27 protein-coding genes and 2 pseudogenes are annotated in these 23,869 nt (G+C 45.3%); 19 read left to right on the forward strand and 10 right to left on the reverse strand.

What is annotated here, in order from left to right; translation table 11 throughout:
• Window positions 1-29 precede the first annotated feature (29 nt).
• The 5 genes from MHI30_RS09345 to MHI30_RS09365 all read left to right on the forward strand — a co-directional run bounded on the left by MHI30_RS09345 (window position 30) and on the right by MHI30_RS09365 (window position 5,638).
• A complete protein-coding gene (locus tag MHI30_RS09345) occupies window positions 30-707 on the forward strand; it encodes a YoaK family protein (protein ID WP_075754416.1) in 678 nt (225 codons plus the stop codon).
• A 126-nt stretch (window positions 708-833) separates the two neighbouring features.
• Window positions 834-2,303, forward strand: a complete 1,470-nt coding sequence (locus MHI30_RS09350) for a potassium/proton antiporter (RefSeq protein ID WP_075754418.1) — start codon at window positions 834-836, stop codon at window positions 2,301-2,303.
• 293 nt (window positions 2,304-2,596) lie between these two features.
• Window positions 2,597-3,967, forward strand: coding sequence for an MFS transporter (locus MHI30_RS09355; RefSeq protein WP_154495879.1), 1,371 nt, complete (start codon window positions 2,597-2,599; stop codon window positions 3,965-3,967).
• Window positions 3,968-4,265: 298 nt separating this feature from the next.
• Window positions 4,266-4,778 carry a ClbS/DfsB family four-helix bundle protein gene (locus MHI30_RS09360; protein ID WP_075754420.1) on the forward strand — a complete coding sequence of 171 codons (513 nt, stop codon included), beginning with the start codon at window positions 4,266-4,268 and terminating at the stop codon, window positions 4,776-4,778.
• A gap of 548 nt (window positions 4,779-5,326) precedes the next feature.
• A complete protein-coding gene (locus tag MHI30_RS09365; RefSeq protein WP_003182008.1) occupies window positions 5,327-5,638 on the forward strand; it encodes a YbjQ family protein in 312 nt (103 codons plus the stop codon).
• Window positions 5,639-5,684: 46 nt separating this feature from the next.
• Here the strand turns inward: MHI30_RS09365 and MHI30_RS09370 are convergent, their stop codons facing one another.
• From MHI30_RS09370 to MHI30_RS09380, 3 genes are read right to left on the reverse strand one after another with little or no spacing between them, the layout of a single operon-like run.
• On the reverse strand, window positions 5,685-6,335 hold the full coding sequence (locus MHI30_RS09370) for a TVP38/TMEM64 family protein (RefSeq protein ID WP_075754422.1): 651 nt from the start codon (window positions 6,333-6,335) through the stop codon (window positions 5,685-5,687).
• 33 nt (window positions 6,336-6,368) lie between these two features.
• Complete coding sequence (locus MHI30_RS09375) at window positions 6,369-6,698, reverse strand: hypothetical protein (RefSeq protein ID WP_272914562.1); 330 nt, start codon at window positions 6,696-6,698, stop codon at window positions 6,369-6,371.
• Between the two features lie 4 nt (window positions 6,699-6,702).
• The gene (locus MHI30_RS09380; protein ID WP_272914563.1) at window positions 6,703-7,386 is read right to left on the reverse strand and encodes a serine hydrolase domain-containing protein; all 684 of its coding nucleotides are present in this window, start codon (window positions 7,384-7,386) and stop codon (window positions 6,703-6,705) included.
• A gap of 454 nt (window positions 7,387-7,840) precedes the next feature.
• Here MHI30_RS09380 and yjiC point away from each other — a divergent pair, with 454 nt between their 5' ends.
• Entirely contained in the window at window positions 7,841-9,031 is a 1,191-nt protein-coding gene (gene yjiC / locus MHI30_RS09385) for a UDP-glycosyltransferase YjiC (protein WP_075754426.1), read from the forward strand.
• A gap of 125 nt (window positions 9,032-9,156) precedes the next feature.
• On the forward strand, window positions 9,157-10,734 hold the full coding sequence (locus MHI30_RS09390; RefSeq protein WP_075754428.1) for an APC family permease: 1,578 nt from the start codon (window positions 9,157-9,159) through the stop codon (window positions 10,732-10,734).
• Window positions 10,735-10,779: 45 nt separating this feature from the next.
• Here MHI30_RS09390 and MHI30_RS09395 read toward each other — a convergent pair whose 3' ends face one another.
• From MHI30_RS09395 to MHI30_RS09405, 3 genes and pseudogenes are all read right to left on the reverse strand, one after another.
• Entirely contained in the window at window positions 10,780-11,079 is a 300-nt protein-coding gene (locus MHI30_RS09395) for a spore coat protein (RefSeq protein ID WP_075754430.1), read from the reverse strand.
• Window positions 11,076-11,276, reverse strand: a complete 201-nt coding sequence (locus MHI30_RS09400; protein ID WP_075754432.1) for a hypothetical protein — start codon at window positions 11,274-11,276, stop codon at window positions 11,076-11,078. The genes MHI30_RS09395 and MHI30_RS09400 overlap by 4 nt, the downstream gene beginning before the upstream one ends.
• A gap of 111 nt (window positions 11,277-11,387) precedes the next feature.
• Window positions 11,388-12,646: pseudogene (locus MHI30_RS09405) on the reverse strand (glycosyl hydrolase family 18 protein).
• A gap of 181 nt (window positions 12,647-12,827) precedes the next feature.
• Between MHI30_RS09405 and MHI30_RS09410 the strand changes: the two are divergent.
• The 3 genes and pseudogenes from MHI30_RS09410 to MHI30_RS09420 all read left to right on the forward strand — a co-directional run bounded on the left by MHI30_RS09410 (window position 12,828) and on the right by MHI30_RS09420 (window position 14,770).
• Window positions 12,828-13,412 carry a TetR/AcrR family transcriptional regulator gene (locus tag MHI30_RS09410; protein ID WP_075754434.1) on the forward strand — a complete coding sequence of 195 codons (585 nt, stop codon included), beginning with the start codon at window positions 12,828-12,830 and terminating at the stop codon, window positions 13,410-13,412.
• Window positions 13,413-13,520: 108 nt separating this feature from the next.
• On the forward strand, window positions 13,521-13,901 hold the full coding sequence (locus MHI30_RS09415) for a nuclear transport factor 2 family protein (protein ID WP_256700744.1): 381 nt from the start codon (window positions 13,521-13,523) through the stop codon (window positions 13,899-13,901).
• Window positions 13,902-13,918: 17 nt separating this feature from the next.
• Window positions 13,919-14,770 (forward strand): annotated as a pseudogene (locus MHI30_RS09420) (NAD(P)H-binding protein).
• 54 nt (window positions 14,771-14,824) lie between these two features.
• Here MHI30_RS09420 and MHI30_RS09425 read toward each other — a convergent pair.
• Entirely contained in the window at window positions 14,825-15,130 is a 306-nt protein-coding gene (locus MHI30_RS09425; protein ID WP_075754436.1) for a hypothetical protein, read from the reverse strand.
• A 166-nt stretch (window positions 15,131-15,296) separates the two neighbouring features.
• On the opposite strand from MHI30_RS09425, the gene MHI30_RS09430 reads away from it, so the two are divergent.
• The gene (locus tag MHI30_RS09430; RefSeq protein ID WP_075754438.1) at window positions 15,297-15,752 is read left to right on the forward strand and encodes an OsmC family protein; all 456 of its coding nucleotides are present in this window, start codon (window positions 15,297-15,299) and stop codon (window positions 15,750-15,752) included.
• Here MHI30_RS09430 and MHI30_RS09435 read toward each other — a convergent pair.
• The 3 genes from MHI30_RS09435 to MHI30_RS09445 form a co-directional block, all read right to left on the reverse strand.
• Entirely contained in the window at window positions 15,749-16,108 is a 360-nt protein-coding gene (locus MHI30_RS09435) for a multidrug efflux SMR transporter (RefSeq protein WP_023857656.1), read from the reverse strand. The genes MHI30_RS09430 and MHI30_RS09435 overlap by 4 nt on opposite strands.
• Before the next feature lie 13 nt (window positions 16,109-16,121).
• Complete coding sequence (locus MHI30_RS09440) at window positions 16,122-16,460, reverse strand: multidrug efflux SMR transporter (protein ID WP_075754440.1); 339 nt, start codon at window positions 16,458-16,460, stop codon at window positions 16,122-16,124.
• Window positions 16,461-16,833: 373 nt separating this feature from the next.
• Window positions 16,834-17,055, reverse strand: a complete 222-nt coding sequence (locus MHI30_RS09445; protein WP_075754707.1) for a hypothetical protein — start codon at window positions 17,053-17,055, stop codon at window positions 16,834-16,836.
• Window positions 17,056-17,179: 124 nt separating this feature from the next.
• On the opposite strand from MHI30_RS09445, the gene MHI30_RS09450 reads away from it, so the two are divergent.
• The 8 genes from MHI30_RS09450 (at window position 17,180) to MHI30_RS09485 (ending at window position 23,858) form a co-directional block, all read left to right on the forward strand.
• Window positions 17,180-17,581 (forward strand): YmaF family protein, encoded by a 402-nt coding sequence (locus MHI30_RS09450; protein WP_075754444.1) that lies wholly within the window; start codon window positions 17,180-17,182, stop codon window positions 17,579-17,581.
• Window positions 17,582-17,682: 101 nt separating this feature from the next.
• Complete coding sequence (gene miaA, locus MHI30_RS09455) at window positions 17,683-18,627, forward strand: tRNA (adenosine(37)-N6)-dimethylallyltransferase MiaA (RefSeq protein WP_020451499.1); 945 nt, start codon at window positions 17,683-17,685, stop codon at window positions 18,625-18,627.
• A gap of 41 nt (window positions 18,628-18,668) precedes the next feature.
• A complete protein-coding gene (gene hfq, locus MHI30_RS09460; RefSeq protein ID WP_020451500.1) occupies window positions 18,669-18,890 on the forward strand; it encodes an RNA chaperone Hfq in 222 nt (73 codons plus the stop codon).
• Between the two features lie 317 nt (window positions 18,891-19,207).
• Window positions 19,208-19,420, forward strand: coding sequence for a hypothetical protein (locus MHI30_RS09465; protein WP_020451502.1), 213 nt, complete (start codon window positions 19,208-19,210; stop codon window positions 19,418-19,420).
• A 250-nt stretch (window positions 19,421-19,670) separates the two neighbouring features.
• Window positions 19,671-20,066, forward strand: coding sequence for a class Ib ribonucleoside-diphosphate reductase assembly flavoprotein NrdI (gene nrdI / locus MHI30_RS09470; protein ID WP_011197997.1), 396 nt, complete (start codon window positions 19,671-19,673; stop codon window positions 20,064-20,066).
• On the forward strand, window positions 20,023-22,125 hold the full coding sequence (nrdE, locus tag MHI30_RS09475) for a class 1b ribonucleoside-diphosphate reductase subunit alpha (RefSeq protein WP_020451504.1): 2,103 nt from the start codon (window positions 20,023-20,025) through the stop codon (window positions 22,123-22,125). The genes nrdI and nrdE overlap by 44 nt, the downstream gene beginning before the upstream one ends.
• 20 nt (window positions 22,126-22,145) lie before the next feature.
• Window positions 22,146-23,123, forward strand: coding sequence for a class 1b ribonucleoside-diphosphate reductase subunit beta (gene nrdF, locus MHI30_RS09480; protein WP_075754708.1), 978 nt, complete (start codon window positions 22,146-22,148; stop codon window positions 23,121-23,123).
• Window positions 23,124-23,240: 117 nt separating this feature from the next.
• Window positions 23,241-23,858 carry a hypothetical protein gene (locus MHI30_RS09485; protein WP_075754446.1) on the forward strand — a complete coding sequence of 206 codons (618 nt, stop codon included), beginning with the start codon at window positions 23,241-23,243 and terminating at the stop codon, window positions 23,856-23,858.
• The last annotated feature ends 11 nt before the right edge of the window (window positions 23,859-23,869 follow it).

The following is a 23,869-nucleotide window of genomic DNA, read 5'->3' on the forward strand; positions in this document are numbered from 1 at the left end:
CAGAATAGCTTCGAAAGGATTGAATCACATTGAATGCTGCTCATGATCGAAACATCATGCTTTTACTTCTCTGTTTGACAGCAGGTATTGTAGATGTGATTGGGTACTTAAGTATCGGTCACGTATTTACTGCTAATATGACCGGGAATATCGTACTGTTAGGATTATCAATCGGCAATTCTCTTCATGCGACCGCCGTGTACTCGCTGATCGCATTGTTCGGATTTATCATCGGCGTGATTATTTCAGCAGCCATTGTCGGAAAACAGGAAAAATCGTTCTGGCCGTCAGGCGTCACGATTGCACTTGCTGTTGAAGCAGCCGTATTGCTTCTATTTGCTTGTCTGACTTTCTATGAAAGTTCACCACACTTTTTGATCTTGCTGTTAAGCATGGCGATGGGGCTTCAGACCACAGCAGCCAGAAAGCTCGGCATTGCAGGTATTTCTACTACTGTCCTAACGGGGACGCTCGCAAACTTTTTCGAAGATGTGACAAAACGGTTCCTCAGCAAAAACGACCAAAAGGTCATCCATAAGGACGCATGGCTTCGCGCTTTGACGATTGTGCTCTATTGCCTGGGGGCCGTCATTGCCGCACTTGCTGAGCCTGCGCATCCGTTTGCCGTGATTTGGATTCCAATCGCAATCATTATTGGGATTATTGCGATTGCAGGCACAAAGTTTCACGGACAGAGTGAAGGCTGAAGGACGGTCCCATACACGAGCATACACGAACATCGTTTGTTACATACGTTTTATGAAGGTGCCTGTTCGGGTAAAAGAACGGGGAACAGCACCAGTATCGGTTAAGATTGGGAGGAGGATAAATGGTTGGAACACATTAATATGGAGCAGTTTATTTTATTAGCGGCCTTATTGCTGATTATCGGTGTACTGACAACGAAATTTTCGACTAGGCTCGGAGTGCCCGCTCTCGTTTTGTTCTTGATTGTCGGGATGATCATGGGGAGCGACGGTCTCGGAATTATTTATTTTAATAATCCCGAGCTAGCCCAGCTGATCGGAATTATCGCACTCGTCGTCATCCTTTTTGAAGGCGGTCTGCAAACAAAGTGGTCTTCAATCAAAGCGGTCGCCGTTCCTTCATTGTCGCTCGCAACGATTGGTGTTTTGCTGACCACCTGTGTGGTTGCGGTTGCGGCCAAACTGATTTTTAATGTTTCCTGGATAGAAGGCTTTTTATTCGGAGCGATTGTCGGTTCTACAGATGCGGCCGCGATATTCGCCGTTTTGAAAGGCCAGAATATTAGAGACAGATTGAGCTCCACACTGGAAGCAGAGTCGGGGACGAATGATCCGATGGCGATGTTTTTGACTTTATCGCTCATCCAGCTGCTGACGGCTGATCATTCATCTTATTTCATGCTTGTGATTTCATTTTTCTGGCAGATGGGAATGGGGCTTTTGCTCGGATATTTACTCGGGCGGTTCGCCAGCTTTGCCATCAATAAAATCAACTTGGATTCAAGCGGACTTTATCCGATCTTTGCTCTTGCTTTTGCGCTTCTTACCTACAGTCTTACAGATGTCATCGGGGCGAGCGGCTTGCTTGCCGTCTACATTGCTGCGCTTGTCATCGGAAATCAAGATTTGACTTACCGACATTCTATTTTCAGGTTTAATGAAGGCTTTGCCTGGATGATGCAGATTTTGATGTTTATTATTCTGGGGTTATTGGTTTTTCCTGCCCAATTTTTATCTTTCGACATCATTTTCAAAGGCTTCCTGCTTTCGCTGATTTTAATTTTTATCGCCAGGCCGGTTGCCGTTTTTCTGTCGACCATCAAAATGGGCTTTCATTTTAACGAAAAAATCTTCTTGTCGTGGGCCGGATTAAAAGGGGCCGTTCCGATCGTTCTCGCAACATTTCCCATGACGATGGGGCTTGAAAACAGCCAATTGGTCTTCAATGTCGTATTCTTCGTCGTTTTAACATCGGCTTTGATCCAAGGGTCAACCATATCGGTCTTCGCAGAAAAATTAAAATTGAACGGGCCGCAGAAAGTCGAAGCGCCGCATTCGCTGGAGCTTGTTTCCATCGGCAAGGCGAACGCCGAAATTATCGAATTTGAAGTCGATGACCAAACAGCCATCACCGGGCAGGCACTGAAAGACATCAGCTTTCCGAAAGATGCCCTGATCAATGCGATCATTCGAAACGGGGATTTGGTCACGCCGCACGGAGAAACAAAAATTAAATCAGGCGATATTTTGTATATCCTCGTATCGAAAAAACAAAAAAAGGAACTGAAAAAATTATTAAACAGGGAATTTGATTAAGCTTTCGGAAAAGCACAGTACAAGGCTGGCTTGCTCAGTATGTCACGAATAAAGGTCAATGAAGGGTACTGCACCGGTATTCTTCATTGGCCTTTTTTTGCAATGTAAAAGTTCAGCTTATGTTCCTTACATTGATCCCTTTGTTGATCAATTGTATAATTTAAAAATCAAATATGAGGAGGCGCATGAATGATGAAGTGCAAAAAAATAAACGGGTTAACATTTGAGGGGAAAGCGCATCATTAACCCTATAAACTGCGTGATTCCCCTATAATTTTGGGGGTATCATTCAATTGAAAAACAATAAAATACAGTCCTTTAAGCATCAAAAGAAGGCGTTTTGGTGGCTTAGCTTTGTCGCTTTCTTCAGTGTGATGAACGAAACCGTATTTAATGTTGCATTGCCGGATATAAAAAATCAATTTGGCGTGTCGCCTGCCGCGGCAAATTGGGTGAATACGAGTTTTATCATTTCTTTTGCTGCCGGTTCGGTCGTTTACAGCAGGCTTTCTGATATGTACGGTGTCAGAAAGCTGTTTGTGGCCGGACTAATCATCTATGGCGGAGGTTCGTTAATAGGTCTTTCAGCTCAGTCTTATTTCCCGGCCGTGATCTTTGCGCGCTTTGTTCAAGGAGCCGGGGCTTCCGCTGTACCCGCGCTTATCCTGGTCATCATTACACGCTATGTCCGTCCGGAGGGCCGGGGCAAAGCGTTCGGCCTTGTCGGATCACTGGTGGCAATGGGTGAAGGAATAGGTCCGGCTATCGGCGGAATGATTGTACATCATATTCATTGGTCGTTTCTGTTCCTTCTTCCGATGGCGGTGCTGATGTCGATTCCTTTCTTCCTCAGAAATATGCCTGCTGAAGCCGCTGCAAAAGCAAATCTGGATATCATTGGGATCGGACTGCTGACAATCAGCATTGTGATGTTCGCTGTATATATATCGCTGTATCATGTCTTTTATTTAGCGGCGGGCATTTTTTGCTTGATTGGAGCTGCGGTTCATACCCGATATGCGGAACATCCTTTTATTGACCGGTCTTTAATCAAGAACCGCAGATATATAGGCGTCGTTTTGGCAGGATGTATCGTATTGGGAAGCATTGCGGGAATCGTCTCTGTCGTTCCATATATGATGAGAGTCTTGTTCAGTTTAAATGCCGATATTATCGGGAGCGGCATCATGCTTCCGGGTAGTGTGGGCGTTATCTTTTTCGGTGTCGCGGGGGGAGCCCTGACAGATCGCTTCGGCAGCCGGTTTGTTTTTACTCTTGGATGGTTATTGATCTTAGCAACCATGGCGGCCGCGGCACAGTTCGGTGACCGGACACCATGGTTGATGACGATGATGCTCGTGTTTATATTCGGCGGTCTTTCATTTGTAAAAACGGCGATTTCCAACAGTACCGCAGAAAGCTTGGAAGAAGAGGCTGCAGGCGCTGGAATGGGGATGCTGAATTTTGCCTGTTTTTTATCTGAAGGAATAGGCGTCGCATTTGCAGGAGGCTTGATGGCAATGCACGGGTTCGGTTATTCTGCGCTTCCGTCAATGGACAATGCCGAAAGCGCTGTATTCAGCCGCTCGTTTGCCATATTCACAGTCTTTGTATTGGCTGGCGGATTGCTATATTTATGGACTTGCAAACGCAAAAAATCTTAACATATTCGAATGGTTGGGCGGGACAGCCCAGCCGTTTTTTATGTTGTATGGATTTTCTGAAACAGGATGAAAAGAAGCATCGGCACCTTTGAAATTGACGGACTGACTATTGCATATTCTCGAGCAGGTGAAAGGGCGCTGCTTCACATTACCTCATATTGAAGCGGGAACAGTCGAATAAATTCAATATACATGCAATGTAAGGGAAATCTCGCAAACTGCTATTTATTAAAAGTTCATGATTTGTTTTAAAATAAGGCGGACAATTCGTGTACACTATAGTTGATATCAAGGAGGGATTAGGGTGTACGAGTCCAAGAAACATTTAAAAGAAGAAATTCATAAGCGCTATTTGTTACTAGATGGGGAGTTTGACGATATCCCCGATCAGTTTAGAGATGTTCGAGATCGAGATGTAGATCGAACGCCAGGGGAAATCCTTGCTTATCAGCTCGGATGGTTAAACCTGTTGATGAGCTGGGACAGGGATGAGCGCTTGGGGAAAACCGTTATAACTCCCTCTCCTCATTATAAATGGAACCAATTGGGGGCTCTTTATCAATCTTTTTACGATCTGTATGCTCACTTTTCGTTAACCGAGCTTCGCCAAGAATTCAAGAAAGCAGAGTCACAACTTCAGTCTTGGATTGATACGCTCACGGATGAAGAATTATTCACCCAAGGTACTTTGAATTGGACAGGTGAAAACCCGAAGTGGCCTGCTATAAGGTTTATCCACATCAACTCTGTGGCTCCATTTAAAAGCTTCAGGACTAAAATAAGAAAGTGGAAGAAGAATCAACTGGGATGAAAGAGTGTTGAAGTGGAACATAAATGAGAGTTAGGAAAAAAAGAATAGAAGCTTCAGTTTTGTGAATCATCCTTCTATTGAGCTGCAGTTTATGCAGACCCATTTCAAATTCGAAACTTGACAGATAATAAAAAGTGTTTGAAACATCAAAATCAAAGACAATCATTAAATCTTCTTTTTCAAGCTGGTATTGTCTCCTATACTTTTCTCTTTCCTCAGTTGATGCAAACCTGCTATCTGTATCAAAATAAACTGGACAATTGATATAATCAACTTCCAGAAAGGTTATTTTAACTTCATAGTAGTACATGGTTATTTCCAGTAAATTCATCAATTGTGTAATCACAAATATTAGTATCTGAGCGTGCTCTTGTCATTCTTTCTTCCGCTCTTTATACATCGTTTACCTCAATTCTATGCAGCATGGTGAAACTTTGCATGAAAAACTTAACATTTTAAAAATCCAGCCGATATGATGGATAAATAACTGCACGCTTCCGGCGGATATGGTATGGTAGCTAGTAAGTTTAGGAAAAGGGAGGATATTAATGATCATCGTCACAACAGATACAATCGCGAATCAAAATATCGTCGAAGTCAAAGGGCTTGTCACCAGCAGCATCGTTCAGTCGCGGAATATCGGAAAAGATATTCTGTCAGGATTGAAGTCGGTCATTGGCGGAGAATTAAAAAATTACACCCAAATGCTTGAGGATTCGAAAAAAGCTGTGAGGGAACGGCTCGTGAATCAAGCTGAAGAACTCGGAGCAAACGCGATCGTCGGTCTAAGGTTCGAACTATCTGCAGGCCAGGGTACCTCCGAACTAATCGGATATGGTACGGCTGTTGTAATCGGCTGACGTTCAACCGAAAAACGAAGGCGGCTATAATTGCCGCCTCAGCGGGTCAAGAAGGTTTCCCTGTCTGTTTTGTCTCTTTATGTTTTTGAGTCAGATGGGGATACTTTCTGTAGATGACAAGCGCTATGATCGCCATGTATAAGCCGTAGACACCGATAGAGATCAGCTTGTTTTCACTGAAATTGGCACCTGCGATAGAGACGACGAGAACGTTAGGGATTTTTCCAAGTGTCGAAGCCGCGAAAAAGACAGCCCATTTCACCTTGCTTAAACCGCAGACAATATTCATGACAACGGCGGGGATAACGGGGATCAGTCTGCCCAATAGTACGGCTGTAAAAGCATTTTGGTTAAAATAGGCTTCATATTCGCTCATTTTCGGGTATTTCGTTAAGCGTTTGCGAGCCAAATCTCTGAATCCGTAACGTGAGAGAAAGAACAAGAGCATGGTGCCGAGCATCGACCCTGTCAGCGTGATCAGCACGCCGTTTGCGATTCCGAACAAAGCGCCGTTTAATCCGGCAATGAGCGCAAACGGGACGATCGGGAAAAATACACAGGCCGCCACAAGCAGCATGCTGAATAGCACCGAATAAACGCCTCCGTCCCTGATGACGCCGAGCCAGGAATCTTTGCAGACGAATCCGACCGCGATGATACTTGCCATGATGAGGATAGTGAATAGTTTTCTGATCATACCGCTCCCGCTGCCTTTCTTTGTTTTTAACTTCTACATTTGCAATAAAGCTTGTTCCAAGTTTGCCAAAATCTCGTCTGTTTTTGACAGGTTGCAATTGCTGAGCATAATCAGCACTTTTTTCTCGTTTATGTATCGGTTAATCGAGCTGATAAAACCGTGGATTTCTCCATCATGCCATATTTTATACTTGTTTTGATGATTAATAAACCATCCGTATCCGATCGAATTGTTTTGAATGAGTGCCGGAGAAGGGCCTTCGGCTGCAAAAGCCGTTTTTTTGACACTGCTGTAAAGCGCTTCTTTCAAAGCGCCTTTTGTGACAAGCTTTTCAGTGTAAAGCGCCCTGTCCCATAAGTACAAGTCTTCAACGGTTGAATAGAGCCCGTCTTTCCCCGTAGCCGTATACGATAGGCGCTTTGATCATTTCGCGATTCAGGCATAAATATCCGACTGTGGGCGAAATATCTTCCGGAGAAGCGAAGAAACCGGAGTTTTTCATGCCTAAAGGGTCAAAGATCAATTGTTGAATGACGTCTCCATAAGCTTCATTTGTGATTGTTTCAATGATTTTTGTGAGCAGTATGTATCCTGAATTGCTGTAATTAAACCTTTGTCCCGGGCGAAATTCGAGCGGCTTGTCGATAAAACGGCCGATAAATTGGTCTAACGGTGCGCGCTCCAGCTCAATATCGAGCAATTCTTCCTCTAGAAAATCAGGAATTCCGGACGTATGGCTTAATAAATGTTTGATGGTAATGCTGTCGCCGTTGGGATAGCCTTCTAAATAGTTTTGTACCGGATCATCTGTACGAAGCAGCCCCTTTTCTTGCAGCTGCATGACCGCTATGGCTGTGAATTGCTTTGTCAGCGAAGCAATTTGGTAGCGTGTAGACGGTTTATTCTTCACTTTGTCCTTGCAATTAGCATAACCGTATCCTTGCGATAACAGAATACCGTTTGAGTCTGCCAGCAAAATGCTGCCGTGAAAATGATTGTTGGATGCTTGTTCCATTAAATAATCATCAAGATGTTCCGCTGTATATACCAATAACAACAGTCCTTTCATATCTAATTATGATGAGAAGGAAACGATAAACGATAGTTTTGAAAGGAAATGAAGCAGGAAACGCGACAAAATAACATTATAAAAATTTTTTTGTATTTACCATCATTTACAGAATAATTTAAACTAAATTTAAAATATGGCAATTTCATGACATCCGTTAAAACGAGTGCTGTTTTGACGGATGTTTTTTGTTATAAAACGATTGAAATATAAGTCGGCAGTAACGAAAAGGGGAATAAAGTCGAGTGCGGCCTTAAACTAAGGGCTAAAGTTTGGTGTTTTTTTGTGAGAAGAAGGACTATATTAGTATTTTTTAATTTTAATTTAATTTTGAAGGGTTTTTCCTTTATTATCTATAATATGTTGTTTAACATAGTGAAAGAGATTTAAAATCATCGTTACTGTTATGAAGCGAAAAATAACGGGAGGTTAAAAAATGGGCCAAAAACATATCGCGATTTTTAATATTCCCGCTCACGGGCATATTAATCCGACGCTTGCTTTAACTGCAAGCCTTGTCAAACGCGGTTATCGGGTAACATATCCGGTAACGGATGAGTTTGTGAAAGCTGTTGAGGAAACTGGGGCAGAGCCGCTCAACTACCGCTCAACTTTAAATATCGATCCGCAGCAAATTCGGGAGCTGATGAAAAATAAAAAAGATATGACGCAGGCTCCGATGATGTTTATGAAAGAAATGGAGGAGGTTCTTCCTCAGCTTGAAGCGCTTTATGAGAATGACAAGCCTGACCTCATCCTTTTTGACTTTATGGCCATGGCGGGAAAAATGCTGGCTGAGAAGTTTGGAATAGAGGCGGTTCGCCTTTGTTCTACATATGCACAGAACGAACATTTTTCATTCAAATCAATGTCTGAAGAGTTTAAGATCGAGCTCACGCCTGAGCAAGAAGCCGCTTTGAAAAATGAGAATCTTCCGTCATTTAGTTTTGAAGAGATGTTCGAACCGGCAAAATTGAACATTGTCTTTATGCCTCGTGCTTTTCAGCCATACGGCGAAACGTTTGATGAACGGTTCTCTTTTGTCGGTCCTTCTCTAGCCAAACGCAAGTTTCAGGAAAAAGACACGCCGGTTATTTCGGACAGCGGCCGTCCTGTCATGCTGATTTCTTTAGGGACGGCGTTCAATGCCTGGCCGGAATTTTATCATATGTGCATAGAAGCATTCAGGGACACGAAGTGGCAGGTGATCATGGCTGTCGGCACGACAATCGATCCTGAAAGCTTTGACGACATACCTGATAACTTTTCAATTCATCAGCGGGTTCCACAGCTTGAAATCCTGAAGAAAGCGGAGCTTTTCATCACCCATGGGGGTATGAACAGTACGATGGAAGGATTGAATGCCGGTGTACCGCTTGTTGCGGTCCCACAAATGCCTGAACAGGAAATCACTGCCCGCCGCGTCGAAGAACTCGGGCTTGGCAAGCATTTGCAGCCGGAGGACACAACAGTTGCTTCATTGCGGGAAGCCGTCTCCCAGACGGACGGTAACCCGGATGTCCTGAAACGCGTAAAGGACATGCAAGAGCACATTAAACAAGCAGGAGGGGCCGAGAAAGCCGCAGATGAAATTGAGGCATTTTTAGCACCGGCAGGAGTGAAATAACCATATGAAGGAACCCGGGAAATCCCCGGGTTTTTTGTTGAGCCGAAAGGAAGCGGGAAAAGTATACAGAGGCGCTTTTTGAACATACTACCTTCTATTAAATGTATTAAAAAGGAGGAAGTGATTTGTCAAATCAGGGCAATTTCAAAAAAACGATCTCTCTGCTTGACCTGATTTTGATCGGCATGGGTGCGATATTCGGCTCGGCTTGGCTGTTTGCCGTCAGCAATGTCGCTTCAAAAGCCGGGCCGGCGGGAAGCTTTTCGTGGATTATCGGCGGTGTCATTATCCTTTTAATCGGACTCGTTTATGCCGAGCTTGGAGCTGCTTTGCCGCGGACGGGCGGGATTATCCGCTATCCCGTTTATACCCACGGCCACCTTGTCGGATACTTGATTTCATTTATCACGATCGTTGCCTATACAAGCCTGATTTCAATCGAAGTGACCGCTGTCAGGCAATACGTGGCTTATTGGTTTCCCGGTTTGACGATAAAAGGTTCTGAATCGCCGACGATTATCGGCTGGCTTTTGCAGTTTGTGCTGCTTTGTTTGTTCTTTTTACTCAATTATTGGAGTGTCAAAGCGTTTGCGAAATCAAATTTAATTATTTCGGTTTTTAAATATTTTGTTCCTTTGACAATCATTGTCGTGTTGATATTCCATTTTAAGTCGGCCAACTTTGCGGGAGAATTTGCCCCGTTTGGCTTTGGCGGGGTGCAGGCGTCCATTTCGACCGGCGGGGTAATGTTCGCGTACCTCGGTCTTCATCCGATCGTTTCGGTCGCCGGTGAAGTGAAAAATCCGCAGCGGAACATCCCGGTTGCTCTGCTGATTTGCATCATTGTTTCGGCTTGCATTTATACGATACTGCAAGTGGTGTTTATCGGAGCCATTCCGACTGATATGCTGAATGACGGCTGGAAAGCGATCGGCAAGGAATTTTCTCTTCCATTCAAAGACATCGCGGTCCTTCTCGGGATGGGCTGGCTTGCCACTCTTGTCGTTCTGGATGCGATCTTATCACCCGGCGGAAACGGCAATATTTTTCTGAATACGACGTCGCGCTTGGTTTATGCATGGGCGCGGAACGGCACATTGTTCAAAGTGTTTGCCAAGGTGAATAAATCGACGGGAATTCCGCGTCCGTCGTTGTGGCTGTCGTTTGCACTCGCCGTTTTTTGGACGCTTCCTTTTCCGTCTTGGGACGCGCTCGTCAATGTTTGCTCTGTAGCCCTGATCCTTTCCTATGCGATCGCTCCGGTTTCAGCCGCAGCGCTGAATGTGAATGCCAAGCAGCTCAACAAGCCTCTGCAAATCAAGGGGATGGCTGTCATTGCTCCTGTCTCCTTCATATTTGCGTCGTATATCGTCTATTGGTCAGGCTGGAACACCGTGTCATGGCTGCTCGGATCGCAGCTCGTGATGTTTGCCGTTTATTGTGCGTGTAAAAAATATGTTCCCCAAGATGATGTTTCGTTTGCGCAGCAGCTTAAATCAAGCTGGTGGATTGTCGGTTATTATGTCATGCTCTTGTTTTTGTCGTATCTCGGCTCATTCGGTAACGGCCTGGGCCTATTGAGAACGCCGATCGATTTAATCTTGATCGCAGCAGGATCGATTGCGGTATTTTACTGGGCGAAATATACGGCTCTGCCAAAGGCAGTCATTGATTATGATGAGAAAAAAGAAGAAACCGTTTAAATAAGAATCCCCCGCGTAGGACTGCGGGGGATTCACGCGTTTTCATTACAGTTGCGGAAGGTCTTTAGCCGTTTCGGCAGCTTTGGTATCAACCTGAATTTGTTCAGATAAATTGGCAGGATGGTAATAACCTTTTGACATCATATAGTTTGCAATCTGTTCATGAGTGTCAATCGCGTCGTTTAAATACTGCTTAAGCGTTTCGCGCACTTCTGGAGAAGATGTTTCTGTGATAGCTGTGACAATGTTTTTGACACCGGTTTTCGCCGTGATTAAAAAATCGGTGGCAATCACTTGTTCAGTCATCGCACCCATTCCTGTCATGTTTTGGATGAATTCGTTCATATATTTTCACCTCTAACTGACAGCAGACCTTGCAAATGCTCGATCTGATGCTTTGTTTGGGAAGCATCCCGTTCCAAGATGTCGCGAAGCTCTTGATCCTGCACCATTCCCGTCATTGTTGATGACTTAGTCAGGCAAAGGTTTTTAAACATTAACAGCTCATGCAGTTCCAATGTTTCATGAATCCCATTATTCAATTGCAAACATTCCTTTCAGATTTGTTATTGTGTGAAGGACACATCATTAGTATCAAGGTTTGTTAGAGGGATTATTCTGTTTGCTGTTTTACAATAAATTACATGTTGCTGTCAGGCTTTTCTGACGCGAAAGAATTTGGTCAAGAGCCAGGTTCCTTGCGGAAAACTGAGCGTGAGCTGCCAGACACCGCCGCCGCCAAGTCCGTATTCGATGATGAGCTGCAGTTTTCTTCCGATGCTGCGTGCGTCTTCAAACCATATGATGTGCCTTCTGCCTTGTTCATCTGTGTATTGGAGAAAAGGGGACTCAGACTTTGTATCATATTGAATCGGTACCTGGTGCTTCATGGCGAGCTGAACGGCGTCTTGGTTGGCGATTCCCGGGTATACGGCACCAGGCTGATAGGGCAGCGTCCAGTTATAGCCGTAAAGCGGAAAGCCGAGAATGATTTTTTCTTTTGGAATATGGCGAAGGGCAAATTGAATCGTCTGCCGGACTTCATTGATGGGAGCGACGGGGCCGGGCTCGCTTGTTCCGTGGTGCCAGTCGTATGCCATGATAAAGACAAGGTCGCTCACTGCGCCGATTCCGCCATAGTCATATCCTTTCAGCCAGGCGATATTTTCATTTGTTTTCGGCGGAACGGCAACCGTCAACACATAACCGGAAGGCTTCAGCCGCTCTTTCAGCAGGCGGAGAAAACCTGAAAATAAATCTCTGTCTTCCTCCACAATCTGTTCGAAATCAATATTGACGCCTGCATATCCTTTTCTGGAAATCGTTTGAACAATATTGTCGATGAGTCGGTTTCTTACGGCAGGCTGATTTAATACGCGGTGCGCAAGAGACGGACTAAAGCCTGCTTCTGTCAGATTGGTGACTGTCATGAGGGGAGGAACGCGCCGCCTCCAGGCCGTTTGTACGGCCGGTGAATCATTCAGCTCGCTTAACGATCCGTCGCTTGAAATGTGGTATTCAAAAAATGCCAGATATGTGGCGTAGGGGACAAAATTATGAATCAATTCCTGGTCTAAGCTGGGGTTTCTCAATGTGTAATATCCTAAAGCGGTGATCGGTTTTTTCGGCAATTCCGGAATTTCACTTTCATCCCCGGCCTCATATTGGCAGGCGTTACAGACGGATTTGCTTTTTGCAATGCTTCGGCGGATACAAACGTCCGGCGGGCGATCGAGTTATAACTGTCTCCCGGCTGAACAGTATATGTATAAAGCGGTATTAAAAGAGCCTGTCCGGGGACAATGTTTGTTTCGACCAACCCATTTGCCAATCGGATCTGGTCAATCGAAATTCCGAACCTGGCACCGATGACAAATAATGAATCTCCCGGCTGAACCGTATAAATAAACAACGGGCACACTTCCTTTTGTTCCTCTGTATGTGACAGGGGTTTTATGCTATGTCTATGACCGGCGCTGAAGGATCATGCGCCGATTTTCTCAATCGGAACGGTGAATAGGTCCGTGAAGCGGATAATTCTTGACTGATCGATCTAAAAAGTGTACTGTTCAAATAAAGGAGGTGATAAAGGCTTGGGAAGAAGCAAAGAATTCGATACCGCCCTCGTCCTTCATAAAGCAATGGAGGTTTTCGGCCAATTCGGCTATGAAGGCGCATCGATGCAAGAGCTGCTCAGCCGCTTGGGAATTGCCAGGCAAAGTCTGTACAATACATTCGGAACGAAACGGGATCTGTTTATAGCCGCTCTTACAAGATATCTTGATGATAAAAATGCTCAAGTGATCGCCAGGCTTGAAAGCCCCGGCTCAGTGAAGCAATCGGTTCGGCAGATCTTTCAGGAAAGCTTAAAAGCTCTGAAAGACCCCGAGCGCTCAAAGGCATGCTATATCATCAACAGCGCAATTGAACAAATTCCCCGTGATCAAGAGGTTGCCGAATACTTTGATAAGCAGACAAAGCAGCTGGAAACCGCCTTTTACAAAGCGCTTGTCCGGGCCGAGTCACAGGGGGAACTAAAGAAGGGCGGCCAAGATCTTTCAGCAGTTGCCCGTTTTTTAAATCAAACCCGGCTGTCGCTCACGTTTCAGGCGAAGTTAACGGGGGACTTTGACGCCCTTCAGGATTTGATCGATGTCAGCCTGTCTGTTCTTGATTAAAGAATTTTTTCGTCAAGGGAAGATGGGCTGCCGCTCGTTTTTATTACTATTTTAGACCGAATGGTCAAAAAAGAATGGGGGAAAGAATTTGTGTGATCCGAACAATTTTTGCAGTCGATGCTCGAAAAGGATATGGAAAAGTGGATACAGCTTTGGGATCAAGACGCGGTGTTTGAGCATCCATATGCACCGCCAGGTTTTCCTAAAAAAATAGAAGGAAAGTCGGCGATTTACGAATATATAAAGGATTTTCCCAAAAAGATCGATATTGTCCGCTTCACAGCACCCACTATTCATCAAATGGCAAATACGGGCAATGCGGCTGTCGAATTTGAATGTGAAGGCACGGTGTGCGAGACGGGTCTTCCTTATAACCAACAGTACATCAGCCTTGTAAACATGAAAGAGGGCAAAATTGTCCACTACAAAGATTATTGGAATCCTTTGATTGTCATCGAATCGCTCGGAGGACGGCTGCAGGCTTTTTAATGACCTAACAAGGAGTGATAAAAGTGGAGAAAAAAATATTGATTACCGGCGGAACCGGCACGACTGGAAGCCGAATCGCCAAACGGCTTGTACGTTCGGGGGGCCGGCGTCCGGATCGCAAGCCGGAGAATGCCTGCAATGGCCGGAACGGAACATGTGTATTTTGACTGGAATGATCAAAAAACTTACAGAGACGCATTAAAAAACACGAACTCATTATATTTGGTTGCGCCTGTCGGTGTATTCGAACCGTCACCGCTCGTTGTCCCGTTTTTGGAAATGGCAGCGGCATTCGGCGTCCGCCGCATTGTTCTGCTCAGCGCTGCAATTATTGATGAAGACGGACCCGTATTTGGGAAGCTTCATCACGCGGTCAGGCGATATGTTCCTGAATGGACGGTGCTAGAGCCTTCATATTTCATGCAGAATTTTGACCATCAGCATGGCGCTTCGATTCGGAAGAAAAATGAAATCGTCACGGCGTCAGGCAGCGGCAAAGTCGGGTTTATAGATGCAGACGATATTGCTGAAGTGGCTGTGCGCGCATTGCTTGATCAAAAGCCGCATAATACGAGCCATATCTTGACCGGGCCGAAAGCCTTGAGTTATGCTGAAGCCGCGGCAATCATCGGCAGAGCGGCAGGCCGCGACATCAGGCATGTCAATGTCGGAGTGTCCGCTTTGAGGGAAAGGTATATAAAAGCAGGATTATCTCCCGATTATGCCGGCTTCATGTCGGAATTAGACAGGAAAATCAAGAATGGCAAAGAAAACCGCATCACAGATACAGTGGAACGCATCACGGGAAAAAAACGCGTTCACTGGCTGATTTCGCCAATGAACACGCCGGACGCTGGCGTCTGCTTTAACTCGTTCCTGAGACTGAACGGTCTTTTCTCTTTATTTTTGACCGTTCAGTCTAATTAATAAAATGTTTCGTTGATTTCCCATGACTCAACTGTACAGTAGGCCAAGTGAGGGTCCATACCCATGCCCATTAAATAAGCCATTGCCGCTACTTCCTCCATGGCGTGGTGATAGGAAGTGGCTTGCGCTTCATTTAAACCGTAATGAACAAACGGCGCAACTGTGCACAACGTCTTATGTTTCAAGTGCGGAAACAACGGACATTTGATGTGGTGCACGGCTGTTTCGGCGTGCTGATACTGGGGGATATGCATATGCTGTTCGGGAGCTGGTGTCTGCTGTAAATGTTCTGCATTCTCCATTTTTTTTCGTCCTTTCTTGCGCGGATTTTCGTTGTATTCTATGTTCCGCTCATACCCCGTGTGTTAGACGGCTGTCACGGTTTACCGGTTTTTTAGGCAAATCAACAGACAGAAAGGTCAAATACCGGTAGACTTTAAAGCAGGATAAAAAAAGGAGGTATTTTTTATGGCTAAACATCATTTTTACCTTCAGGCAGACTGGCCTGGAAAACGTAACGACATCGGAAGGATTGAAAGCGGGAATTTAAAAACAGAAATTTCAATTCCAAAGGAAATGGACGGTCCGGGGGCAGGGACAAACCCTGACGAAATGCTGCTCGGTGCCGCTGCGACTTGCTATATCATCACGCTTGCAGCCATGATGGAAAGAAGCGGATTGGAAAAAGAGAGCCTGACGATGGAATCCGAGGCTGTTGTCGATGTGACAGGCGGGGTGTTTACGTACGAAAAAATCATTCACAGACCTCTGATCCGCCTTCCGAAAGAAGCGGCGGAAAAAGAAGTCCAACTTGCCGAAAGACTGGCTGAAAAGGCGGAGACATCCTGTATGATATCAAGGGCGGTTCAGGGCAATGTCGCCATTGAATTAGAGCCGAAGATTGTCGTCTCCAAAGCGGATTAGATTTCGATCGTGAGCTGAGCCTTTTGATCTGCGGCGTCAGCATGCTTTGAATTGAGCAAAAAGACGCCGCAGATGATCAATACAAGCCCAATAAGAGTTTTGAGATTGAATGGCTCCTGAAATATAAAATACCCGATCGCAGCTGTCAAAGCCGTCCCGGTGCCGGCCCAAGTCGCATAAGCCGCAGATAAAGGCAGTGTTTTTAATGAAAAGCTCAGAAACGTAAAAGAAGCCGCAAAACCGATCATGACACCGGCAGCGGGCAGGGGGGCGCTAAAGCCTTCTGACAGCTTCAGCATCGTGCTTCCGAATACTTCGGACAAAATGGCAGCCGCCAAAAAGATCATGCCTTTCATGACATTCTCCTCCTTATGACAGATTGATCAGGACAACGCCTGACACGAGACAAATAATGCCGGCGATATTTCGCCGGTTCAGCTTTTCTTGAAACCACAAGACGCCGATGATTGCAGTCAGAACGGTGCCCGCTCCGCTCCAAGTCGCATAGGAGAGGCTTAGAGGGATGACCTGCAATGTGAGCGACATCATGTAAAATGCGAGACCGTAGCCGATCACTACGAGAACCGACGGCCGCCAGCGCGCGAACCCGTCAGATATTTTCAGCATGGCGGCTGCCGCCGCTTCTGACAAGATGGCGATCAGTAGAAAAATGTAGCCTGCAATCATACGAAATCCTCCTCTATCGATGTTATTCCATGATTCAAAAGGAGAGCTTTCTCTTCGTCAGCCAGCAGTTCCAATTGAAACAAAAGACTTTGACCATTTGCCAGCGCTCTTTTCACACAACTCACGCTGCGGTTTAAGAAATGCTGCCGCAGCAAGGGCGCTTGTACAAAGTCAGTTTTCATTCGAATATCAAAAAACGCAGCCCATAAACGATTTTAAAGTGTTAAAGGTTTATTCCGCAATCGTCATGAGGCCGCTTCAAAGATTTCTTCTTTTTTAGACATAAAAAAAACCCGCATTACTAACCGGTTGGTAAAATCCATCTTAATTGATGCAAAAGTTCTAAGTCAAGAAAAAAGTTATGTAAAAAGGCCCCTGGAAGAGCCTTTATCTGTCAGAAAAAAGGATAGTAAGGATACGGCCGATACGGATATCCCCAAGGGCCGAGAAGCGCTCCGGCAGTAAGTCCGCCCAAAAAACCTCCGAAGAAGGGGCCCGGACCGAAAAACGGACGCGGGCCGAAAAACGGGCGCCCAAAAGGTCCGCCAAAGAAAGGTCTGCCGATGATGCGCTGGTTGTCGTCGCCATATACATGAGAATGCTCGAAATGATTCATAAAAAAATCCCTCCAATAATAAAATGAAACCTGACTAACATCACTGTATTCTGCCCAGCCGTTTTTGCTTGGGCGCCCGTCGTATTTTTGAGTGAAGCCGCCCTTAAAAAGGAGTGAATGAAACATGACGCTGTATCAGTCGGATTGGTCAAAAGCGCCTCCCCATGCCCACGCCTACAGGGCGAGAACATCGACTGCCAATGGCCATTACCACCTAATTGAAGGCTTTTCCCAGCCGGCAAACGGGAGCAATACAGATGGGCACGTTCATTTTTATTCCGGCATCACTTCTTTCGAAAAGGGACATTACCACAGGTATTACGGGATTACGGGGCCCGCGATCCCGCGGGCGGACGGCACGCACTATCATGAAATCGGGGGCACGACCTATCTGGCATATTCTTCGGCTCCCCCGATCAGATTTGGCGGAGTCGTGTATGTAAGCGATGGTATAAAGGAGAGGCACCGGCATACTTTTAAGGGTTCCACAAGAGAAATCGTGGGGAATGAGCCGATAGGGTGGTGAGGGAATGTTTGGAAAACAATGAAAACGGGTAAAATGAAATGGGTGTTTTTGAACGTGAAATGGTATAATGGGAGGAGCTTGTTTAAAGAGAGTGATCAGCAGTGAATAAAACGAAACCGCCGGTCATCGTTTTGATCGGACCGACCGCTGTCGGTAAAACAAAATTAAGCGTGATGCTGGCCGAGCATTTGAATGCGGAAATTATCAGCGGAGATTCGATGCAGATTTACAAAAGAATGGATATCGGCACAGCAAAAATCAAAGAAGAAGAAATGAACGGGGTTCCGCATCACTTGATCGATATTAAAGAACCGACGGAATCTTTCTCGGTTGCTGAATATCAAGAGATCGTCAGACAAAAAATCGCAGAGATTGGCAGGCGAGGGAAGCTTCCGATGATTGTCGGGGGAACCGGGCTCTATATCCAGTCTGTCCTTTATGACTATTCATTCACAGAGGAAGCGGGCGACCCTGAGTTCCGGGCGGAGATGGAGGCGCTCTCTGACAAGAGGGGAGCCGAATATGTTCACTGTCTTTTGAAAGAGCGCGATCCGGGAGCGGCTAAAGCCATTCATCCAAACAATAAACGCAGGGTCATCAGGGCGCTTGAAATTTTCCATACGACAGGAAAAACGATGTCCGAACATATGGAAGGACAGCGGAAAGAGCTTTTATACACCACGGCTCTCATCGGTTTGACGATGGAGCGGGAAGTGCTGTATGACAGGATCAACAGCCGCGTAGACCAGATGATGGATGAGGGGCTGCTGAATGAAGTGAAACAGCTTTATGATGAAAACATAAGAAATTGCCAGTCTGTTCAGGCCATCGGGTACAAAGAGCTTTATGCGCACCTTGAAGGCAGAGCGTCCTTGGAAGAGGCGGTTGAGACGTTGAAACGGAATTCGAGACGCTATGCCAAAAGACAGCTGACATGGTTCAGAAATCAAATGGATGTCGCCTGGTATGACATGACGCCCCCTGTCAATATCGAACAGAAAAAACAGGAAATTTTCACTTACATAGCAGGAAAGCTCGAACTTTAATCGAAACAGTATGGTATAGAGAAACAAGGAGGACCAGAAACATGAAATCGATAAATATTCAAGATCAGTTTTTGAATCAGATTCGGAAAGAAAGCACATTTGTCACGGTCTTTTTACTGAATGGATTTCAGCTGCGCGGACAAGTAAAAGGATTTGACAACTTTACAGTGTTGATTGAATCGGAAGGAAAGCAGCAGCTTATATACAAACACGCCATTTCCACGTTTGCACCGCAAAAAAACGTTCAACTCGAACTCGAATAGCGATTTACGGCTAAAAGACCATGCCTGGCATGGTTTTTTCAGATTGCCTGACAAAATCCTGAAACAGTTTACTGTTTTGGGATTTTGTCGTTTTCGAAGCGACTTTACAATCAACCGCGGCCGTTGCCGATCCTGCCGAGCAGGAGTCAGGGAATAAAAGGAACGGCGGCCAATTGCCGGACATCCTGTCTAAAACGCCGCCGTCATCACGTTCTGTGAAAGACCGAGGCATTCAAATTTACAAAGCGGCATCTAATCGCTAAACTAAGTAGTGTTTACATCAATTCAGTTTGAAAATGAAAAGGAATGAGCGAACAATGAAACCTAAGATCGTCATCAACCATTGGGAAGAGACGTGTGAAGATGATTCCTGCTATGAATACGGCACAAGTATTCTCGTCAACGGAAAAGAACTTGTCAGGGAAGCGTCGATCATGACGGCTGTTCAGTCGGTTCTTAAGGAACTCGGCATCGAAGCCGATATTAAAGAGGTATGCGAGAACAAGTGCTGTGACACTTACAAAAAATAAGCGAAAAAGTCTAGTCTACTAACTCAATTTTTTTCGTGTTATGATAGATTTCGGTTTGTGAGTAGGATGAGCGAACGGCTCTCATTCTACTCATATTTCTTTGGCCTTAGGCCTCCTAAGCTGAAGCAAATTGTGAACTTTCATCAACCTGAGCACAATATATTGTGTTTTCTTGAATGATAGTATACTATATATTGTGTAAGGTTCGAGTTGAAAGACTCGGAAACAATTTTACTAGGTCGTGATAATGATGATTCAGATCGTATTTGATTCAAAAACGGGAAACGTTCAGCGCTTTGTGGATAAGACGCCTTTTCGCAATAAACGGAAAGTCAGCACAGAGGAGTATCTAGACGAACCGTTTGTTTTGATCACGTACACGACAGGGTTTGGGGAAGTTCCGAAAACGACTGAGATGTTTCTTGAGAAAAACGCCCATCTTCTTTTGGGAGTTGCGGCAAGCGGAAACAGAGTGTGGGGAGACAATTTTGCGAAAAGCGCAGAAAAAATCTCGAAGCAGTATCAGGTTCCGATTCTCGGCAAATTTGAACTCAGCGGGACGGCCAAAGACGTTGAACTGTTTACTCAGGAGGTAGAAAGAGTTGTCACAAAATCAAGTGCCAAAATGGATCCAGTTAAACAATGAGATCATGATCCAAAAAGACGGGAAATTCCAGTTTGATAAAGATAAAGAAGCTGTACATAGTTATTTTGTAGACTATATCAACCAAAATACGGTATTTTTCCATGATCTGAAAGAGAAAATCGATTACTTAATCAAGAATGACTACTATGAAGAAGAGTTTTTAAGCCGCTACACGTTCGAAGAAATCAAGGAAGTGTTCAAAGAGGCTTACGCTAAAAAATTCAGATTCCCGTCCTTTATGAGCGCTTTTAAGTTTTACAATGACTATGCGCTGAAGACAAACGACAAGAAAAAAATTCTTGAACGCTATGAAGACAGAATTTCTATCGTAGCTTTATTTTTTGCAAACGGGGATAAGGAGAAGGCGAAGGAATTCGTCAGAATGATGATCAACCAGGAGTATCAGCCGAGCACGCCGACATTCTTAAATGCCGGCCGCAAACGCCGCGGAGAGCTGGTCAGCTGCTTCCTCCTGGAAGTCAATGATTCCTTGAACGACATCTCGAGAGCGATTGATATTTCAATGCAGCTGTCAAAGCTCGGCGGAGGCGTATCGTTAAACCTTTCAAAACTGCGTGCGAAAGGCGAAGCGATCAAAGACGTCGAAAACGCGACAAAAGGCGTCGTCGGCGTGATGAAGCTTCTTGACAACGCATTCCGCTACGCTGATCAGATGGGACAAAGACAAGGCTCAGGCGCTGCGTACTTAAACATTTTCCACCGCGACATCAACGATTTCCTCGATACGAAGAAGATTTCGGCTGATGAGGATGTCCGGGTGAAAACATTGTCCATCGGGGTTGTCATTCCAGATAAATTCATCGAGCTTGCAAGAGAGGATAAAGCGGCATACGTATTCTATCCGCACACCGTTTATAAAGCGTACGGCGAGCACCTCGATGAAATGGACATGAACGAGATGTACGACCGGCTTGTGGAAGATCCGCGCGTCAAAAAAGAAAAAATCCACCCGCGCAAGATGCTCGAAAAGCTTGCGATGTTAAGATCGGAATCCGGGTATCCGTACATTATGTTCCAAGACAATGTCAACAACGCGCATGCGAACAATCATATTTCCAAGGTTAAATTTTCCAACCTTTGCTCGGAGGTTCTTCAGGCTTCACAAGTTTCTTCATACACAGACTACGGTCAAGAAGATGAGATCGGCCTTGACATCTCCTGCAACCTTGGTTCATTGAACATTTTGAACGTCATGAAAAACAAATCGCTTGAGCAGACGGTTAAGCTTGCAACCGACTCGCTGACGCACGTTTCTGAAACGACAAACATTACGAACGCACCGGCGGTCAAAAAAGCGAACAAAGCGATGAAATCCATCGGCCTTGGAGCGATGAACCTGCACGGATTCCTGGCACAGAACAATATCGCCTACGAAAGTGAGGAAGCGAGGGACTTCGCGAACACTTTCTTTATGATGATGAACTTTTACTCGATTGAACGGTCTGCCGAGATCGCCAAAGAAAAAGGTGAGACGTACCATAACTACGAAGGTTCGGCTTACGCAACGGGTGAATACTTCGAAAAGTATGTGACACAAGATTTCTCGCCTAAATTCGAAAAAGTGGCCAAGCTTTTTGAAGGCATGCACATTCCGACAAAAGAAGACTGGGAGCAGCTGAAACAGTTTGTCAAAGAACACGGATTGTACCACAGCTACAGACTGTGCATCGCACCGACCGGGTCCATTTCATATGTACAGTCAAGCACGGCATCAGTCATGCCGATCATGGAGCGGATTGAAGAAAGAACCTACGGCAACTCCAAGACGTACTATCCGATGCCTGGACTTGCGCCAAGCAACTGGTTCTACTATAAAGAAGCGTATGATATGGACATGTTCAGAGTTGTCGACATGATCTCGACGATTCAGCAGCACGTTGACCAAGGCATAAGCTTTACATTGTTCCTGAAAGATACAATGACGACACGCGATCTGAACCGGATCGATCTTTATGCCCACCATAAAGGAATCAAAACACTTTACTATGCAAGAACGAAGGATACAGGGCAAGAAGGCTGCCTTTCTTGTGTCGTTTGATTAAAGGAGAGTATGCGAAAGTGACGAAAATTTATGATGCAGCAAACTGGTCAAAGCATGAAGATGATTTTACCCAAATGTTTTACAACCAAAATGTGAAGCAATTTTGGCTTCCGGAAGAGATTGCGCTTAATGGAGATCTTCTGACATGGAAGTACTTGGGTAAAAATGAACAGGACACTTATATGAAGGTGCTCGCGGGGCTGACGCTTCTCGATACAGAGCAGGGGAACACGGGAATGCCCCTTGTCGCTGAGCATGTGGAAGGGCATCAGCGCAAAGCGGTGCTGAACTTCATGGCGATGATGGAAAACGCGGTCCACGCCAAGTCCTATTCAAACATTTTCATGACGCTTGCCCCGACAGAGACGATCAACGAAGTCTTTGAATGGGTTAAACAAAACAAATATTTGCAGAAAAAAGCTCAGGTCATTGTCGGACTCTATGAGAAAATCCGCCAGGGCGATAAAATCTCGCTGTTTAAAGCGATGGTCGCATCCGTTTATTTAGAAAGCTTCCTGTTCTACAGCGGCTTCTACTACCCGCTTTATTTTTACGGACAGGGCAAGCTGATGCAAAGCGGCGAAATCATCAACCTGATCTTGCGGGACGAAGCGATTCACGGCGTCTATGTCGGCCTGCTCGCTCAGGAGATTTACAATCAGCAGACACCTGAGAAAAAAGAAGAGCTGTACGCGTTTGCCATTGATCTATTGAAAGAGCTTTATGAAAATGAGCTTGAATATACAGAAGATCTGTACGACCAGGTCGGCCTTTCACACGACGTGAAGAAGTTCATCCGCTATAATGCCAACAAAGCGCTGATGAACCTTGGCTTTGAAGCTTATTTTGAAGAAGAAGAGATCAATCCGATCGTGTTGAACGGGTTGAATACGAAAACGAAGTCACACGACTTCTTCTCAATGAAAGGGAACGGCTACAAAAAAGCAACAGTTGAACCGTTAAGAGACGACGATTTTTACTTTGACGATAAGTAAGCCGGCCGGGCTAAAAGGGCGCATCCGCGCCCAAGCCCCGCCTTTCAGTTATAGATACACGGCAAAATGAGAGCAGAACGAATCTGCTCTTTTCACTTTGAGGAGGAAACGGATACAATGGGAAAAATGGATGAAATCATTCTCGTGGTCCCGCGGGAAAACGTATTTGCAAATGAAACGCTGACCTTCCAAGGCGTCAACAGCGACGGTGAGAAGGTCGGGAAGATCATGGCGCATATTGAACAGCACTTCAGTGAAATGAGAAGGGGAGACGCCGAAGAAGATCCTGCGTTTAAACAGCCGATCCCTTATGTTGTCATCAAAAGAGAAGACGAAATATTTGTATACGAGCGGCTCGAAGGCGGAGGGGAAGCGCGGCTTCACAACAAGCTGTCACTCGGCTTCGGCGGCCACATGAACTTTGCCGAAGGGCTTGACTTTTCCGATATTCTGAAGTTAAACACAGACCGTGAACTTGATGAAGAGCTTCTGATTGAGGAATCAGATAAAGAAAAAATGGTGACGCTTGGACTGATTAATGATGATGAAAACAGCGTCGGAAAAGTACATATCGGAATCCTTTCAGCGCTTGAGTTAAAACCGGGTGCACACGTTGAAGTCAAAGAAAAGGAGCAGATTGCCGGCCGGTGGATGAAAGCCAGTGATCTGAAAGAAAAAAGCGTCTATGACAGACTTGAATCTTGGTCACAGTTTGTCGTTGATATCTTAGTTTAAATTGGAAAACT

Source organism: Bacillus sp. FSL L8-0528, assembly GCF_038593085.1.
Taxonomy (GTDB): domain Bacteria; phylum Bacillota; class Bacilli; order Bacillales; family Bacillaceae; genus Bacillus; species Bacillus paralicheniformis.